This is a genomic window from Synechococcus sp. R50.1, assembly GCF_047462115.1.
Lineage (GTDB): Bacteria > Cyanobacteriota > Cyanobacteriia > Thermostichales > Thermostichaceae > Thermostichus.
The window spans coordinates 1-16,874 of record NZ_JANSIN010000022.1; the positions used below are offsets into that span (position 1 = coordinate 1).

The 16,874-nt window shown below is 57.2% G+C and carries 19 protein-coding genes and 1 tRNA gene; 11 read left to right on the top strand and 9 right to left on the bottom strand.

The window, feature by feature from the left end:
- Nucleotides 1-116 precede the first annotated feature (116 nt).
- Nucleotides 117-953, bottom strand: coding sequence for an ABC transporter ATP-binding protein (locus NW870_RS07265; protein WP_414374688.1), 837 nt, complete (start codon nt 951-953; stop codon nt 117-119).
- Nucleotides 954-1,408: 455 nt separating this feature from the next.
- Between NW870_RS07265 and NW870_RS07270 the strand changes: the two genes are divergently transcribed.
- From NW870_RS07270 to NW870_RS07280, 3 genes are all read left to right on the top strand, one after another.
- On the top strand, nt 1,409-1,687 hold the full coding sequence (locus tag NW870_RS07270; RefSeq protein WP_414342410.1) for a hypothetical protein: 279 nt from the start codon (nt 1,409-1,411) through the stop codon (nt 1,685-1,687).
- Between the two features lie 60 nt (nt 1,688-1,747).
- Nucleotides 1,748-3,373: a TM0106 family RecB-like putative nuclease gene (locus NW870_RS07275; protein WP_414374641.1), complete on the top strand. Its 1,626-nt coding sequence runs from the start codon at nt 1,748-1,750 to the stop codon at nt 3,371-3,373.
- A gap of 130 nt (nt 3,374-3,503) precedes the next feature.
- Entirely contained in the window at nt 3,504-3,737 is a 234-nt protein-coding gene (locus NW870_RS07280; RefSeq protein WP_041436636.1) for a hypothetical protein, read from the top strand.
- 181 nt (nt 3,738-3,918) lie between these two features.
- Here the strand turns inward: NW870_RS07280 and NW870_RS07285 are convergent.
- The 3 genes from NW870_RS07285 to NW870_RS07295 all read right to left on the bottom strand — a co-directional run bounded on the left by NW870_RS07285 (nt 3,919) and on the right by NW870_RS07295 (nt 4,834).
- Nucleotides 3,919-3,992 (bottom strand) — tRNA-Pro (locus NW870_RS07285).
- A 98-nt stretch (nt 3,993-4,090) separates the two neighbouring features.
- Nucleotides 4,091-4,504: an NfeD family protein gene (locus NW870_RS07290; protein WP_414329493.1), complete on the bottom strand. Its 414-nt coding sequence runs from the start codon at nt 4,502-4,504 to the stop codon at nt 4,091-4,093.
- A gap of 141 nt (nt 4,505-4,645) precedes the next feature.
- Nucleotides 4,646-4,834: a hypothetical protein gene (locus NW870_RS07295; RefSeq protein ID WP_414374643.1), complete on the bottom strand. Its 189-nt coding sequence runs from the start codon at nt 4,832-4,834 to the stop codon at nt 4,646-4,648.
- 139 nt (nt 4,835-4,973) lie between these two features.
- Between NW870_RS07295 and NW870_RS07300 the strand changes: the two genes are divergently transcribed.
- Nucleotides 4,974-5,168, top strand: a complete 195-nt coding sequence (locus NW870_RS07300; protein WP_011433610.1) for a hypothetical protein — start codon at nt 4,974-4,976, stop codon at nt 5,166-5,168.
- Here the strand turns inward: NW870_RS07300 and NW870_RS07305 are convergent.
- The 3 genes from NW870_RS07305 to NW870_RS07315 form a co-directional block, all read right to left on the bottom strand.
- The gene (locus NW870_RS07305) at nt 5,165-6,226 is read right to left on the bottom strand and encodes an SAM-dependent methyltransferase (protein ID WP_414374645.1); all 1,062 of its coding nucleotides are present in this window, start codon (nt 6,224-6,226) and stop codon (nt 5,165-5,167) included. The genes NW870_RS07300 and NW870_RS07305 overlap by 4 nt on opposite strands.
- Nucleotides 6,223-6,825, bottom strand: coding sequence for a 3-isopropylmalate dehydratase small subunit (leuD, locus tag NW870_RS07310; protein WP_414374646.1), 603 nt, complete (start codon nt 6,823-6,825; stop codon nt 6,223-6,225). The genes NW870_RS07305 and leuD overlap by 4 nt, the downstream gene beginning before the upstream one ends.
- A 107-nt stretch (nt 6,826-6,932) precedes the next feature.
- Nucleotides 6,933-7,259 (bottom strand): phasin family protein, encoded by a 327-nt coding sequence (locus NW870_RS07315; protein ID WP_011433607.1) that lies wholly within the window; start codon nt 7,257-7,259, stop codon nt 6,933-6,935.
- Nucleotides 7,260-7,301: 42 nt separating this feature from the next.
- On the opposite strand from NW870_RS07315, the gene NW870_RS07320 reads away from it, so the two are divergent.
- Both NW870_RS07320 and NW870_RS07325 read left to right on the top strand, forming a co-directional pair.
- A complete protein-coding gene (locus NW870_RS07320; RefSeq protein WP_011433606.1) occupies nt 7,302-7,640 on the top strand; it encodes a hypothetical protein in 339 nt (112 codons plus the stop codon).
- Nucleotides 7,637-8,113 carry an urease accessory protein UreE gene (locus NW870_RS07325; protein ID WP_414374648.1) on the top strand — a complete coding sequence of 159 codons (477 nt, stop codon included), beginning with the start codon at nt 7,637-7,639 and terminating at the stop codon, nt 8,111-8,113. Before NW870_RS07320 ends, NW870_RS07325 begins: the two co-directional genes overlap by 4 nt.
- A 43-nt stretch (nt 8,114-8,156) precedes the next feature.
- Here NW870_RS07325 and NW870_RS07330 read toward each other — a convergent pair whose 3' ends face one another.
- Entirely contained in the window at nt 8,157-8,861 is a 705-nt protein-coding gene (locus NW870_RS07330; protein WP_414374649.1) for a Uma2 family endonuclease, read from the bottom strand.
- A gap of 177 nt (nt 8,862-9,038) precedes the next feature.
- On the bottom strand, nt 9,039-10,967 hold the full coding sequence (locus NW870_RS07335; protein ID WP_414374651.1) for a S9 family peptidase: 1,929 nt from the start codon (nt 10,965-10,967) through the stop codon (nt 9,039-9,041).
- Nucleotides 10,968-11,340: 373 nt separating this feature from the next.
- Between NW870_RS07335 and urtA the strand changes: the two genes are divergently transcribed.
- From urtA to urtE, 5 genes are all read left to right on the top strand, one after another.
- Nucleotides 11,341-12,615 (top strand): urea ABC transporter substrate-binding protein, encoded by a 1,275-nt coding sequence (urtA, locus tag NW870_RS07340; RefSeq protein WP_414374653.1) that lies wholly within the window; start codon nt 11,341-11,343, stop codon nt 12,613-12,615.
- Nucleotides 12,616-12,719: 104 nt separating this feature from the next.
- On the top strand, nt 12,720-13,877 hold the full coding sequence (urtB, locus tag NW870_RS07345) for an urea ABC transporter permease subunit UrtB (RefSeq protein WP_414374655.1): 1,158 nt from the start codon (nt 12,720-12,722) through the stop codon (nt 13,875-13,877).
- A 3-nt stretch (nt 13,878-13,880) separates the two neighbouring features.
- The gene (urtC, locus tag NW870_RS07350; protein ID WP_414374657.1) at nt 13,881-15,089 is read left to right on the top strand and encodes an urea ABC transporter permease subunit UrtC; all 1,209 of its coding nucleotides are present in this window, start codon (nt 13,881-13,883) and stop codon (nt 15,087-15,089) included.
- Between the two features lie 170 nt (nt 15,090-15,259).
- Entirely contained in the window at nt 15,260-16,027 is a 768-nt protein-coding gene (gene urtD / locus NW870_RS07355; protein WP_414374659.1) for an urea ABC transporter ATP-binding protein UrtD, read from the top strand.
- Between the two features lie 34 nt (nt 16,028-16,061).
- Entirely contained in the window at nt 16,062-16,826 is a 765-nt protein-coding gene (gene urtE, locus NW870_RS07360) for an urea ABC transporter ATP-binding subunit UrtE (protein WP_414374660.1), read from the top strand.
- The last annotated feature ends 48 nt before the right edge of the window (nt 16,827-16,874 follow it).

Genomic DNA, 16,874 nt, shown 5'->3' on the forward strand with positions numbered 1-16,874 from the left:
TGGTAGTAATCCGTACTGAACATATTATACATTATTTTCAGTATAGTTGAGCTTATTATTGACTAGAGTCATGCTCCCCTCTTCACGTTGGGAGAGGGGCCAGGGGTGAGGGCCCGTTAATCCAAGCGGCGGCCTGTCAAACGCACAAAAATGTCTTCTAAGTTGGCCGGGCGCACCATGAGGCCGGTTTTGTCAGGTTCAGCTTCCAACTGCCGCTGAGCTTCCGCCAAGCTGGGGAAAAAGGTGTACTCCACCTCCCGGCCAGGACAGGATCGCACCAGCAGGGCCTCTCCGTACTTAGCCCGCAGTTGCTCGGTGCTGCCCAACTCGATCAACCTTCCCCCATCCATGATGCCGATGCGGTCGCACAGCTCTTCTGCCTCCTCCATGTAGTGGGTGGTAATCAGCAAGGTCATGCCCTGCCGATTGAGATCCCGCAAGATCTCCCACAACAGCCGCCGCGCCTGGGGATCCAACCCGACGGTGGGCTCGTCCAAAAACAAAATCTGGGGGCGATGCAGTAACGCCCTGGCCACCTGCAAGCGTCGTTTCATTCCCCCTGAGAGGGTTTTCACTTTGTCTTGCCGGCGATCCGCCAGCCGCACATACTCCAGCCATTCATCGATGCGCCGTTGCCGCTCTGGGTTGGGGATGTGGTGCATGCGGGCATGAAACTCCAGGTTTTCCCAAACGGTCAGCTCTGCCTCTAGGGTGATAGGCTGCAGAACTACGCCAATTTGCTGCCGCACCGCCACCGGATCCCGCACCACGTCATACCCCCCCACCCGGATGGATCCCTGGCTGGGTCGGGTAAGGCTAGTAAGCATGCGGATGGTGGTGGATTTGCCGGCGCCGTTGGGCCCCAACAGGGCAAACACTTCCCCCTGGGGGATCTGCAGGCTCAAATCTTGAACGGCAACCTGCTGCCCAAAGCGTTTCCACACCCCCTGCATTTCCACCGCCGCCGTCTTGGTTTGGGACAAGGTTGGGGCCGTCGAAAGAGCTGTCACAGTCCGCTCCGGTAAAGTGTAAAGAAATCTTTATTCTCCAGCATACGCCAGCCGTGTCAGCAAGCTGCAGGTCTTATCAGGGATCCCTGCCCTTGGCAGTAGTTTATGCTATCCCTTCAAGTCTTCCGTGGCTGTGATCTCGTTCTCTGGGGTTTTTCTCCAAGCTCTGCAAAATAGTATACATTGCACCTGAAGGGTGAGTTACGTCCGCAGGGCAGGGCGTGATCGTACAGCAGATAGGGGAAGTCGCACTAAATAGCTAGTGCTGTATCTGTACGTATGGGTAGCAATAAAGACACAAGCTTGAGCGGGCTGACTGTTCGGCTTGGGGCTTTTTCTTGGTGAAGTGACTTCCCTTCAGCGCCCACCGATAACCTCTACTAACCAATGTAAGGAAAATGCAGAGCAAAGACCGATTCGACCAAATTGACTTCCGGCTGGATCGCCTGGTTGGGGCTGTGTTGACCCTGGCCGAGACCGTCAGCTTCGTCAAGGATGACCTAACCCATTTGAAAGCTGTTGTTCAACAACAGGTGCTGATATCCCAGGAGCACAACACCTGGCTGGGAGAGTTAAAGACGATATGTCAACAGCAAGCCGATACAGCTCGTCGCCAATCTGAGACGATTGAGCGCATTATTGCCCATCTCCTGCCCACTCAGGATCCCAAGTCTTGAAGGATCAGAGGGCAACCTGGGGGCGTGCCACAATGGCAGCAGAGCTGAGGTTTTCCACCGTTGGAGTGCCAGGTTGCAGCAGCAGGACAGGGTTCTGTTGAGGCTGAGGAGCTGCTTGCTTTTTTTCGCTGCCGACGCTTGCCTTACCTGGATCGCTTTGGCCCTCAAGAGGCCAAGCTGCCGCCGGACAACCTGCTGGAGCAATGGCGGCGGGATCGCCAAGCCCTGGCAGCCGCTGTGTTTGAGCGATTCCCCGGAGAACGGGTTGCGCCGGGCAATGAAGCTCTCTTGGCAGCCATGGCCGACGGGGCGGAGCGGATCTACGGCGGACGGATTGCCGCAGAGCTGTTTTGGCAACCGCAGGAAGATCTCAACTGTACTGCTGAGGCAGAGCTGTTGCAGCTTGCTTCTGAACCTGTCCCTCACCCCTCCTCTCCAAGGGATCCCATCCCTGCCCCAGAAGACTGCGAGATGGTGCCCGCTCTTGCGTTGCCGCCTGAAGCTGTTCCAGAGGGACGTTCAGTTTGGGTGAGCAGCTCCCTGGATCTGCTAATTCGGGATCCCGCTCTCGTTGGCAGAAGTCGCCACGCCGCCCGATCCTCTTACCTGCCGGTTCATATTCGTATCGGCAAACGCCCCAAACCGGAATACGAATTGTTGCTGGCTTTGCAGGCAGAGTTGCTCGGATCCCTGCAGGGAAACGTTCCCAAGCGGGGCATTTTGATCCTGAAAGATGGGAAGTGGCACCCCGTCCACCTGAGCCGCCGACGAGCACAGGTGCGGCAATTGCTGCAGGAGTACCTGCACTCCCTCAGCCAGCCGGAACCGCCCCAGGTGTTTATGGCCCGCAGCCGCTGTCATCTTTGCCACTGGCGGGAGCATTGTCGGCAGTTGAACGCCACCGCCCAACCCCTCAGCCTGCTGCCGGGCGTAACGGGATCCCGCTATCCCCTTTTGCAAGAGGCGGGGATCCACTCGATTGAAGCCCTGGCTAACGCTCAGTTGGACAGGTTGCAAGCCATTCCCAAGTTGGGATCCGGCGTGGCCCTGCAACTGCAGCTTCAAGCCCGCGCCACCCTCAGCCGGCAGCCCCTCTGGATTCAATCCCCCCCGCAAACCCTGCCCACCACACCCGTAGAGCTGTACTTCGATATCGAGGCGGATCCCCGCCACAACGTCGCCTATCTGCTGGGCCTGCTGGTGGTGGAGCAAGCCGAGGGGAAAAAGGTTGCGAGCTATCACAGTTGCCTGGCCGCCGAGCCGCGGGAAGAAAGGCAAGCTTGGGAGCAATTCTTGCAACTGGCACAACGCTATCCCGACGCTCCCATCTATCACTTTCACGGCTTTGAGGTGCAGACCTGCCGACGGCTGGGGGAGCAATACCGCACGGATCCCCGACAGCTGCGGCAGTTGTTGCAGCGCTTTGTGGATTTACAGGCCTGGGTGCAACGCTCGGTGGTGCTGCCGATCGAGAGCTATTCCCTGAAAAACATCGCCCGCTGGTTGGGGTTTCAGTGGCGTCTGCCGGATGCCAATGGCGCCCAGTCCATTTATTGGTATAGCCAATGGCTGGAAACTCGGGAGCGCAGATATTTGGAGCACTCGCTTATCTACAACGAGGATGACTGCCGGGCTACCCACCGCCTAAAAGACTGGCTGTCCCAAGGAGTCCTCCATGCCGAATGATGCGAATAAATTGACAAAGACGGCCTATCCCCAGCCGCAAATGCCGCAGCTTGCGCCGCCAGTCTTGTGGCCAGTTGCTGAGGTTTCGTTTAGAATCAGGCAGGACTGTTTAGTTTATCAGGGGAATCCCATGCTGTTGAAATCTCATGAATCTCCTCGCCATCAGGGCAGAAACCGTCGCGGTCGTGGGGGATCGGCACGCAAGCGCCAACTGGACAAACGGAACCGCGCCTTGATGCAACGATTACGACAACGAGAGCAAGCTCTCAACTCTCGATCTTCTCGGCAGGGGCAAGTTAACCCTGCCTTTTTTGTGCTTGCTTCTCCTTGGCCTGGCTACGAGGGATCCCGCTTGGCTGCCTGACCCACCCATTCGATGGCATCGAAGAGTTTGCTTCTCGCGCCTTCAAGACAAAGACTGCGCCTCCACCAATAGACGCCCGCTTTAGCAGTTAGCAACATCAATGGGAAGATTTTGGGGCCCTGGATAAGCGCGAAGCTATCGGCCAAGAACGCGAATGGCTCTGTTCTTGGTGCAGTCAGGATCGGGATGACAGGATTTGAACCTGCGGCCCTCTGCTCCCAAAGCAGATGCGCTACCAAGCTGCGCTACATCCCGGCTTAGCTTTTGTGATTATGCCAGATCCCCGCCTCTGATGCACACCCAAGCAGGGATCCCTCGCTCAAGGCAACAAGGGAAACAAACATTTGTCCAGGTCAGGACTTGAGCATCTTGGCCGGCATGACAATGAGGGTATTCCCCTGTCGCTCCACCACGTAGAGCTCCTGCCCGGCTTGGATTTCCAGGTTGGGAATGCTGCACTTGGCGTTCCAGGTGGAACCCAGATAAGAAACCCGCCCCCGTTCGCCTGGGGGAATGGGGGTGATTGCCCGCGCCTCGCGAGATTCCTCTACCTGAACCGATCCATGGGGCACCAGACGGCGGCTGAGGATAATCAACACCACCGATGCCCCAATCCAGCTGGCAAATTGTACCCAGATCGGCAGCCCCAAATAAGCCAAAAGCCCCGCCAAGAGCGCCGCCAGCCCCACCGAGCCGGCAACCAATTCTGGCAAAAACAATTCGGCAGAAATGAGGACTAACCCGATGACGATCCAAGGCCAAACCATAGAATCCAGGGATCCCACCAAATTCAGTATGGCTCAAAACCCCTGGATCCTCAGCAGGGATCCCTTGTCCTTAGGGAGACTGGTTGGGGCCTACCCGCCCAAGCGGTAGTTCTCCAAAAACTGCAGGGGATCCATCTCCTCCTAAGGGGAGCTTTTGGGCAGGTTCTTGGATTCGGCAATCCGCATCAAGGTCTCCCAGTCGGTGCTCATGACAAAGGCCACGGCTTGGCGAGCCGCCTCTCGGTGGGGGCAGTCCTCTCCCAAGACACAGCCATCTCGACAGAGGGTGGCGCAATCGTGCGCAGTGCTCCTGGGATCCGGGCCAGCCATGATGTCTTCCTCTCGGTGGGTTTCACGTTTTCTTTAGGATACCTGAAGAGAATCTTGCGCTTGCAGGAGATTTTGGGCAGCGCGGGTAGCTTGGATGAGGAGATGAGGCGACAAGACCTGTTCAAGCAAGAGGAGCCTTATGGAGTTTTCGCAATTGCAAGCGCTGGTGGATCGAGCGCTGGAAGACAAAAAGCTCACCCGCACAGAGGTGGATCAAATCGTCAACGCCATCCGGTCGGACGGCAAAATCTCCCCCGAAGAGATAGGCTTGCTGGAGTCCATTCGCGAAATGGTGCTCCGTCGGGAGATTCAGGTGGTGGAAACGGCAGATTAAGGGGCAGGGATCCCCTGTTGCAAGTAGAGGGTGACTTCGCTGCGATTGTGAAACAGGTGGCGGGCTCTCACCAGGGGGAAGGCACTACCCAAGATCTCCAAACTTTGCCGCAGCACCCGCAGGCGGTGTTGGTGGGGTAGCTTCAGGGTCATCACAGCTCTCCCCTGTGGCTGCAGATGGGGGGCAAAAGCCACCATCAGGCGGGCGGAAGCCGGGCCATCCATGCGCATGTCGTTGAGGATGAGGTGAAACCGGCCTGGGCCACGGGCCAAGTAGGCTTGGGCGCTGAGGCGATGGTGGCGGATCCCCGAATCTTGGCTGAGGCGCTCGTCCAAGTCCGCCGGATCCACTGCCGTGACCTGCTGGCCATATAGACGCAAAATGCGCGACCATCCCCCCGGTGCTGCCCCCAGATCCAGAGCCTGTCCCCCCGGCACCAAGGGAATCTGAAACACCTGGATGGCCTCCAGCAGCTTAAACTCGGAGCGGCTGATTTGCTCTGGATCCCGCCGAAAGCGATGGATCCCACCGGCCCAGTTGGAGAGGTTCTGGGCAGCCAAGGATAGGCCCAGCCAAGCGCGAATGCCCATCGGTTGAGCCAGGATCACCACCGAGATCACCTGCTGTGGGTCTTTGACCTCCAGGGGGGATCCCACCGCTGCCATCACCTGTTCGGCCAGGGTTTCATTGACCTGGAAGGGCTTGAGAGCCGGCTCTCCAAACAGGCGCGTCTGAACCGAAAAGCTGAGGGCGGGGTCAATGGCTGCCAACATTTCCCCATCAAGGCGCAATTCAACTAAGGATCCCTCGGCCAGCCGCCGTTCTTGGTGAATGGGGCAGATGTGGCGTAAAAAAATGGGCGGGTCAGCTTGCCAAGCCTCAGCCAGGTCAGCAAATGAGCGTTGGCTGCACACCCATACCAAGCCAGGTGCTTCCTTTAGCCGCTGCACGGCAGCCTCTGGATCCGCAGCTTCTATCTCCCGGATCGCCAAATCCAGAAAATCTGGGTCAGCACTGCCCAGCCATGTATGGGTATCAGGGGGGAGAGGATTGCTCAACGGGCTCGCTGCCAACGCACGTAGGGTAAAGAAGCGGCTACTTGCTGAATCTGGGCTTGGGCGGCCAGCAGTTGTCCTGTGGCGTCCCAGGTGCCCTGCACCAGCATTTGCCAGGCTCCCTGGGGGATCTCCACAGCAGCGGCGTTCTCCCCCCAGCACACCTGTTTGCTGGGCAGATCCAGTGTCAACTGGAGCTGGGGATCCTCGGCCACCGCCTTCTGCAGAGCTTGAATCACAGCCGGGGGTGCCGTAACACAAGGGATCCCTAGAGCCAAGCAGTTGCCGAAGAAGATCTCGGCAAAGCTTTCGCCAATGAGGGCGCGGATCCCCCATTTGGCCAGCGCTTGGGGGGCATGCTCCCGGCTGGAGCCACAGCCAAAATTGGCATTGACCACAAGGATCTGGGCTCCCTGGTACTGGGGTTGATCGAAGGGGTGTTGGCCGGGATCCTGGGCGCGGTCGTCGGCAAACACGTGCTGGCCCAAGCCGTCGAAGGTGACGCACTTCAAAAAGCGGGCCGGGATAATCCGATCGGTGTCGATGTCGTTGCCCAGCAGGGGGATCCCTCGGCCTGTGACGGTCAAAACTTCGCTTGACATGGGAACTTGATGAATTCTCCCAGAGAGGACTTCAGGGTATCGCAACGTTCGGCAAAACCCTGCCCAACGGCAAAGGAAAGCCGGCAAAAGGGGAAGGCTCAGCTCGGCTACCGGCGGTAAACCTGATTCTCCAAATTGCGCACCTGCCGCTCCAGCCGATCCAGCCGCCCCCGCAGCTCGTCCATTTCCGATTGGCGGGGCACGCCCAGATCCTGCAGGACGTTGCGCACCTGCCGCTGAACGTAGGATTCAAAGTTACTCTGCTCGGCCTTCACCTGGTTGAGCAGGTTGTTGATGACATTGGATGCCTCTTCTGGGTTGAGCTGCCCCTTCTGCACCAAGTCGTCGGCAGCCTTTCTCAACTGTTCTGCCAGCAGAGTGGTTGTGCCCACGCCCATTAGCAAGAGCTGACGTAAGATACTGTTGTTGTCCAATGCTGCCCTCCAAAGGACGCTTCGCGAACGGTACGGGCCTCCATGACTACCCATTTTCCTCAGTTTGCCCTCAACTTCGCAACCGGCTCGGCCAGTTTCTCCCTTTCGCCTGAGGCGGCACAACAATGGCACAAGGCTCTGCAAATCCTCTTGGAGCGACTCAAGATCCGTTCCCGACAGCAGCCTCAGGAGCCGGTTGAGTTTCGTTACCCTACTGAAGATTTCAGCTTGGAGATGTTCTGCAACCCCAACATCTGGGCTGGCCCCCACGCAGCCAAGGTGCTGGTGACTCTGAAAACCAAGGTGCTGCGCCTTTCCACCGAAGTGGAGTTCTCTCGCCTTCAAGAAGACCTCAGCCAATATCTGGAGTCCCTAACATGAGCGAAGATGCCCATGCTGCAGGAGAGGATCCCGCGGCCATTACGGTGACGCAACTGCTGGACGAGCCGTCAGAGGGGATCCCCGGCCAATTGGAAGTGGTTGCCCTCACTTGGCACGACCGCCAGCGATCCCGGCAACGGCTGGTGAGCGACTGGGGCACCGAGATCCAGCTGATGCTGCCCCGCGGCACCCATCTTCACGATGGGGATCTGCTCTATGCGGATGCGCAGCGACACATTCGGGTCAGAGCCCAACCCGAACCGGTGCTCTTGATTCAACCTGAAAACCCCATCCAGATGGGCCAAGTGATTCATCAACTGGGCAACTGGCACCGTCCGGCCCACGTTTCCCCCCAAGGGCAGATCCTGGCGCTGGCCGATGATCCGCTGCAGGACTGGCTGGCCCACATGGGGATCCCGTTTCGGTTGGAGATGGCTGTCTTCGAGCCCAACCTGTTGGCCCACAGCCATTAACCTGAGCCTTTGCGAGCGCAAACCCGTCCCTCCGACTCATGGCCTAGGCTCCAGCCTCTGCTTCTCGGGTTGCCAACCGCGCCGCAAACTCCTGGTGTTCCTCCGACTCAATTCCCCTTTGCAGCACACCCAACACCTGCTGCATGTTGCCCGTCAGCAGCGCGTCCACGGCTAACCACAACCCCGGAAACACCCGACTGTACAAAACGCCCAACTCATTGGGCTGTTGCTGCACGTACTCTCCATTCTGGAAGACATACCAGCGAAAGGCTTGCTCTTGGGTTAGCCAGACCAGATATTCCCGCACGCCGTTGCGCCGGTAGGCCCGCAGCTTATCATGCAGGTCGTAGGAAGCTGTGCTGGCGGCAATCTCCACAATCAGCTCCGGTGCACCCTCAATGTAGTCATCCTCGCTAATGCGGGACTGTCCCCCACAAGATTCGTGCATCCGCAATATGGCATCTGGCTGCGGCTCATTGTCCAAGTCCAGGCGAACGGTTGGATTGCCCGCCGACTCAACCCCCGGCGTTGCTGCTTCATAAACTCCCAGCCAGGCCATGATGTGGCTGTGTGGTCTGCCATGTCGGCGATATCTGAGGGGAGATGCCACGTAAACAATTCCCTCAATCAGCTCGGCTTTTTTGAGCTGAGGCATGGCTTGATAGCGCCGTTCAAACTCATCGCGGGTGAGACGATCGCCGCTTTCTAAGATGGGCAGTTCACGGAAGGAAGGGCTACTGACGCTCATGACCAGCTCTCTTACCAGCAGTCGCGACAGTGTTGCGGAGCAATATCGATGACTCCATCCGGGTTGGCTGGTAAGTCCATCATAGAGGGGCTGCTCTGTCGCGACAGCGTTGTGGAGCAACAATGGGCCATAGATGGGACGGGATCCCTTTCTATTCGACCCATTGAGCAGTCATCATCAGGTGTCCAAGTTCTCGATCCGAACCGGCTCAAGAGGTTTTGCCAGCGGAAACCCCAGCACCTGGGCATAAAAGTAAAGCTCTGCCTCCAAAGCCCGTTTGATGTTGGCCGCCTGGCGAAAGCCGTGTTGCTCTCCCTCGAAGGGCACATAGGCCACTGGGATCCCTTTGGCCCGCAGCGCTGCCACCATCCTCTCCGCCTGATTGGGGGGCACGATGGCGTCTTCCAACCCTTGGAAGAAGATAACCGGACAATTGAGGCCCTCCAGGTGATGAATGGGGGAACGCTCCCGGTAGAGATCCCGCCGCTCTGGGTAGGGGCCAATGAGGCTGTCCAAGTAGCGAGACTCGAACTTGTGGGTCTCCTGGGCCAGGGCTTCTAGATCGCTCACCCCGTAGTAGCTGGCACCTGCTCGGAAGACGGCGTGGAAGGTCAAGGCCGCCAACGTGGTATAGCCGCCAGCGCTGCCCCCTTGAATGAGCAGCCGTTCCCCATCCACCTTGCCCTGTTCTGCCAAAAATTGAGCTCCGGCAATGCAATCTTCCACATCCACCAGGCCCCACCGGCCTTTGAGAGCATCCCGATAGGCCCGTCCGTAGCCGCTGCTGCCCCGGTAGTTCACATCCAAAACCGCAATCCCCCGACTGGTCCAGTATTGGATCCCTAGGTTGAGCACCGCTGCCGTCGCTCCGGTGGGCCCGCCGTGGCTTTTCACCAATAGGGGTGGCTTTTCGCCAGTGGGAGCAACAAAGTCGCGGTTCTTGGGGGGATAGAAGAAAGCATAGGCCACTGCCTTGCCGCCGCCGGTGGGAAAAACAATAGGCTCTGGGATCGACAGATAGTCGGGATCCACCGCCACGCTGCTGGAACGGGCCACCACCTCCACTTGGCTGGAGGGTAAGTCTAGGCAGACCAAGGCAGTGGCTTCCGTCGGGGATCCGGCCAGGAAAGCGGCTTTTTCCCCACTCACCTGCAAACCGCTGATCTGGGTGTAGGGCAAGGGGATCCCTGCCAACTGTCCTGAATGGGGATCCAGATAAGCCAGATGAGACAGCCCGTCTTGTTCATAACAGGCCAGGATGCGCCCATCGCCACAGAAGCCGTAGGTGCTCAGGCCAAACACCCACTGCGGCTCTCCAAACTCCGCTTCCATAGGGCAGAGGGGAATGGGGCCCTGGGGATCCCAGCGATAGAGGTTCCACCAGCCGCTGCAATCGGAAACAAAGTAGAGATCCCCTTGCGGTGACCACTGGGGCTGGAAGATCGACTCGGCAGGGCCACCGGCTAGCTTTTGAGGTTCTCCCAAGCTGCCGTCAGGGTTCACCTCAGACCGCCACAGCTCTGTGCCGTCCCAGGGCATTTGGGGGTGATCCCAGGTCAGCCATACCAAAGTCTGGCCATCGGGGCTGAGGCGAGGGTTGGCATAGAAATTGTGCCCAGAGGCCAAAACGCGCTGGGATCCGCTTTCCAAGTCAATCGAGACAAGGCTGTTTTCCGGCTCTCCCTGGCGGCTGTGATCTTCCCGCACACAGAGGATGCGTCCACGCGCCCGATCCACCACCCCATCTGCATAGCGATAGGGGCCTGCTTCCGTCAGGGGCTGGGGATCTGAACCCGGCAGCAGGCGGTAGAGCCGTTGGTCAGCGAAGTTGCAAAAATACACTACCCCTGCCGACACCCAATAAGCTCCACCCCCATACTCATGCACCCGCGTCCGCACATTGAAAGGTGCCGGTGTCAGCTCCACCAGGATCCCGTCGGCAGAGCGCCGCATCAACACATTGCGCCCTTTTTCTTGCGGGCGGCCCTCCGTCCAGTAGAGATCCCCCTGATCCCAAACCATCTGTCCCAAGCGCAGGGATCCCGTCACCACCAGGTCAGCGGTAATCGGGGATCGCCAAGATCCATAGCCGGCCTGCTGCACCATAGGCTGTTAATTCTCCACCCCAGAACCCCTATTATGCCGGCAGCAAGGGATCCCTGCCTCTGCCTGCAGCCTGCGGGGAAAGGGCTCGGATTCTGGGAAAAGGTATCCCACGATACAATTCTCTCCGGGCCGAATGGGTTTGATGGAACACGTTAAGGCAACAGGGATGCACAACGCTTTCTCGACTGCAGGATTAGCCTTTTCCTCTGTTGAGGTTGGGAAGGCATTCGGTGAAAGCCTCAGCTGAGCGCAGTTGGGCAGGTTCAACACATGGGCGAGGTGATGAGCTAAGTGCTTCCCTCTGTTGGCCGGGCTGCTGCAACAACTGGACTTCTTAATACCCTTTGCACTCACTTCGTTTCGGAGATCACCGATGGCTCTATCATTTAATCGTCGTCAAGTGCTGAAAATGGGCGCTCTGGCCGGAGCCGGGGCTGCCCTAGGGCCGCAGATCTGGGTGAAGCGATCCGTGCCCGCCTACGCCCAGGGAGAGACCATCCGCGTTGGCATTTTGCACTCCCTTAGCGGCACCATGGCCATTTCAGAAACCAGCGTGGTGGATGCGGAAAAGCTGGCCATCAAAGAGATCAATGCCGCCGGTGGGGTTTTGGGCAAGCAGATCGAGCCGATTATCGAGGATGGGGCTTCCGATTGGCCAACCTTTGCCGAGAAAGCCACCAAATTGATCGATGTGGACAAGGTGGCAACGGTATTCGGCTGCTGGACTTCGGCCAGTCGCAAAGCCGTGTTGCCGGTGTTTGAATCCAAGCAGCACCTGCTCTGGTATCCCGTGCAGTACGAAGGACAAGAGTGCTCCAAAAACATCTTCTACACCGGCGCTGCCCCCAACCAGCAGATCGAGCCTTCGGTGGAATGGCTGCTCAAGAACAAGGGCAAAGAGTTCTTCCTGGTGGGATCCGACTACGTGTTCCCCCGCACGGCCAACACCATCATCAAGGCCCAGTTGGAAGCCCTGGGGGGCAAGGTGGTGGGTGAAGACTATCTGCCTTTGGGCAACACAGAAGTTACTCCCATCATCAGCAAGATCCGGGCCGCTCTTCCCAATGGCGGTGTGATCTACAACAGCTTGAACGGCGACAGCAACGTGGCCTTTTTCAAACAGTTGAAAGGGGCAGGGCTGGGGCCGGATCGCTATCCTTCCATGTCCGTCAGCATTGCTGAAGAAGAGGTACAGGCCATCGGCCCCGAATTCTTGGAAGGGCACTTCGCCGCCTGGAACTACTTTATGACGGTGGATACGCCTGCCAACAAGAAGTTTGTGGAAGCTTTCAAGGCAGAATACGGCCAAAACCGCGTCACCAACGACCCGATGGAAGCCGCCTACATCATGGTTTACATCTGGAAGCAGGCAGTGGAAAAAGCGGGAACAGTGGAAATCGACGCCGTGCGGCAGGCAGCCTATGGCCAGACCTTTGATGCCCCAGAAGGCTTGGTAACCATGAACACCAATCACCACCTGACCAAGTATGTGCGGATCGGCCAGGTGCGCTCTGACGGTTTGTTTGATGTCATCTTTTCTACGGATGCCGTGGAGCCGCAGCCCTGGAACCAGTTTGTGGCAGAGACCAAGGGCTTTGCCTGCGATTGGTCAGATCCGGCCAAGGGCGGTCGCTACAAAGTCAGCTAGTCCTGGCCAGGGCTGGGATCCCTTGCCGTTTGGATAGGGTCGGGGATCCCGCCTAGATGCTCGGTTAGCCTCCCTAGTTTAGTTGGAAGGAGGATCCCCTGCCCATGACCTTGCTCCTGGACAGCTTGTTCAACGGCATTAGCATTGGCACCGTCTTGCTGATAGCCGCTCTGGGCTTGGCTATTGTTTTCGGCCTCATGGGGGTCATCAACATGGCCCATGGGGAGCTGATGATGTTGGGGGCCTACACCACTTTTGTGGTTCAAAATGCCTTTCGTCCCCTAGGGGATCCCTGGCGGGATCTGTACATCTTTCCAGCTTTGGTAGCTGCCTTTGCCGTCACGGCTCTGGTGGGACTAGCCCTGGAGCGGGGGGTGATTCGCTTTTTGTATGGCCGACCCTTGGAGACCCTTTTGGCCACCTGGGGCGTGAGCCTGATCCTGCAGCAGTTTGTGCGCAGCGTCAATTGGGTGCTGGCTTTCCGCTTGGGGGCCTTCGCGGTGCTCTTTTTTGGCGGCTGGTGGCTCTTGGCCAGGCGAACGGATTGGCCGCGCCTCAAAGGGTGGACGCTGGCGCTGCTACTGGTGCTTTCCACGGCAATTGCAGCGGTGGGGGGGCGGGTGCTGGCGCAAACCTATGCTTTAGCAGTCACTCAACCCTGGTTTGGAGCCCAGAACAAAGATGTGACCGCTCCCCGTTGGCTGGGGGGTGGGATCCCGGTGGGCAGCCTGTTTTTGCCCAATACCCGCCTGTTTATCATCGCCCTCACTGTCTTCTGCATCCTAGGGCTGTACTTCTTCTTGCAGCGCACCCGCTGGGGGCTGCGCATCCGGGCGGTTACCCAGAATCGGGCCATGAGTGCCTGTGTAGGGATCCCTACGCAAAAGGTGGATGCCCTTACCTTTGCCGTCGGCTCGGGTCTGGCGGGAGTGGCCGGCGTAGCGGTCAGCCTGCTGGGATCCGTGGGGCCGAACACCGGCCAAAACTACATCGTGGATACCTTTATGGTGGTCGTGGTGGGGGGTGTCGGTAAGCTTTTGGGCAGCATTGTGGCAGCGCTTGGGATCGGGATTGCCAACTTTGTCATCGGTTCCGGGACGCTGGCTTTGATTTTTCCCAACGTGCCCATCCTGACCGATACCCTCAACTTTTTTGCCACCACGAGCATGGCCAAGGTGATGGTCTTTGCTTTGATCGTGGCCTTTTTGCAGGTGCGACCTCGGGGCCTTTTCCCCGAAAAAGGTCGTATGGTGGATGCCTAGGGAATGATCTCGCTTGGCGAAAACTCTAGGACCAGACTCTCCATCTTCTACTCCCTCACAAAGCCCATGAAACTGGTTCATTCCCCCCGTGCTGATCATGAAGTGGCTGCTCCCGCCGCGGGTGGGGATCCCAATTCTTCTCGCAAGCTTCTGTGGGAGGCCGGGATCCTCATCGTTTTGGTGCTGGCCTTGATCTTTGTGGCCCCAACTGTGCTGTCTGGCTTTCGGCTCAACTTGTTGGGGCGGTTTCTGGCCCTCAGCATTGTAGCTTTGGGAATCGACCTCATCTGGGGCTATACCGGCATGCTCAGTCTGGGGCATGGGGTGTTCTTTGCTTTGGGGGGCTACGCTCTGGGGATGCACCTGAAATTGCAATTGCCGGAAGGTCAGATACCGGAGTTTTTCAGCCTCTACGGGGTAACGGAATTGCCCTGGTTTTGGTATCCCTTTTATTCGTTTCCGTTTACGGCTGTTGCTGTGGTCTTGATCCCGGCTTTGGTGGCAGCAGCCCTGGGATATTTGGTGGTGAGAAATCGCATTCGAGGGGTTTATTTCTCCATTCTAACTCAGGCCACCACGATTATTTTCTTTAACTTCTTCAACGGCCAACAGCGCTTAATTAATGGCACCAACGGCCTGACCAACTTCCAGACTTTGTTTGGCCTGGATGTCAACTCGTCCGAGATGCGCTTCGCTGTCTATGTCACTACAGTTCTGGCGGTGGTTTTGGCTTACCTTCTCTGTCGTTGGCTGACCAGCGGCCTATTCGGTCGGATCCTGGTAGCCATTCGAGATGACGAGCCGCGGGTTCGTTTTTCCGGCTACGATCCCACCGGCTTTAAAGTGCTGGTGTTTGCCGTGTCTGCTGCCCTGGCGGGTGTTGCCGGAGCTTTGTTTACCTTGCAAACTGGGATCATCTCTCCCAATGCGATGGCCGTTCCCTTTTCCATTGAGATGGTAATCTGGGTGGCGGTGGGCGGTCGGGCCAGTTTGGTGGGGGCGGTGCTGGGGGCTCTGTTGGTTAACTTTGCCAAGAGCTTGCTGAGCGAAAATTTTCCCGAAATTTGGTTGTTTTTCCAGGGGGGATTGTTCCTGTTGGTGGTGCTGGTGCTGCCGGATGGACTGGTGGGTTGGGTGCGCACCCAAGGCAGGCAGCTTTGGGTCACTGTCCAGCTTTGGCGCAGGCGTTTTGCAAATACTTCTCCAGCCTAAATCTGGCTTTCTCTTGAGGATGTCAGTTATGTGCAAGATATAAGTTTAAGGTAAGAGGATCCCATGGGTGAGCCAGCGATGCCAAGTTTCCTCTCCTATTTGATGGGTTTATTTGATGGGTTGAGAATCCGGTTTGACCTTTGGCCTTTCCGTTCTTGGATGTGATCCCTATGCTCACTGCAGCTCCCACCGCTACCCGACAAATTTTACAAACTCAGGATCTCACCGTCAGCTTTGATGGCTTCAAGGCTTTGGACAGGCTGAACTTCTCTCTGGAGGAAGGGGAGCTGCGGGTGGTCATCGGCCCCAATGGGGCAGGCAAGACTACGTTTCTCGATGTGCTGACGGGCAAGGTTAAGCCTACTCGAGGCCGGGTGCTGTTTAAAGGAAAAGATCTGACCAAGCTCAAGGAACATGAGATCTCGATTTTGGGTGTTGGGCGCAAGTTTCAGACGCCGCGGGTCTATCAAAACTTGAGCGTGCGAGAAAACTTGGAGCTATCCCTCAACCCTGACAAAAGGGTTTTTTCCACCCTACTTGGCAAAAAGCATCTGCGACAAGAAACGGATGCTCTTTTGGAAACCATTGGCCTCAGCCGTAAGGATCGGGTTCCGGCAGGGCTGCTTTCCCACGGAGAAAAGCAATGGCTGGAGATCGGCATGGTGATTGCTCAAGATCCGGATTTGCTGCTGCTGGATGAATGCGTGGCCGGGATGACGGACAAAGAAACAGAAGCTACAGGAGAGTTAATTCAATCCTTAGCCCAAAGCCACACCATTTTGGTGATCGAACATGACATGGTGTTTGTCCGACAAATTGCCCGCAAGGTTACCGTTTTACACCAAGGCTCGGTGCTGTGCGAAGGTACCTTTGAGGATGTGAAAAACGACCCGCGAGTGATTGAGGTCTATCTCGGATCCCACAAGGGGAAAAACTAAGCAAAGAGGCTATAGTTCTGTATCTAATCGACTCATGCGCAGGCCTATGAATACGGAAAACGCGACCGCAACACAAAACTTATCCCGAGATGGATCCGGGCCTCTCCTGGAGGTCTCCAACTTGAGGGTTTACTATGGTCAGAGTTTAATTGTGAAGGATCTCTCTTTTAAGATCTTTCCCGGCCAAGCGGTTTGCCTTCTGGGCCGCAATGGTATGGGCAAAACCACCACACTTAAAGCCCTGATGGGACTTCTGAAAGACTGCACAGGCAAAATTGCTTTTGAGGGCCGTCCTATCAACCATTACCCTCCCAATTGGCGAGCCCGCGCCGGTATTGGCTATGTACCTCAAGGTCGAGAGATATTTCCCCGCCTAACGGTTGAGGAAAACCTGCTGGTGGGGCTAGAAGCGGCACCGGACAGAGAACGGATCATACCTGAGTTTGTCTATGACCTATTCCCAATTCTGCGTTCTTTTCTTAAACGGCTGGGTGGGGATTTGAGCGGTGGGCAGCAGCAGCAACTGGCCATCGCCAGAGCTTTGGTGGCAGAGCCCAAACTTTTGCTCCTGGATGAGCCTACAGAAGGGATCCAACCCTCCATCATCATCGAGATTGAAGAAGCCATCACCCGTATTCAAAAGGAGCGGGGCGTTTCGGTGTTGCTGGTGGAGCAGTATTTTGAGTTTGCCCAAAGCCTAGCCGATTATTTTTATCTCATGGAGAATGGATCCCTTATCATGGAGGGGCCGACCAACCAGATGGATGAAGAAAAAGTTCGGGCTCACCTCTCCATTTGAGGGGAAGCCATGTCATATTCACTGCTGATTACTTACCAAATCACTTAA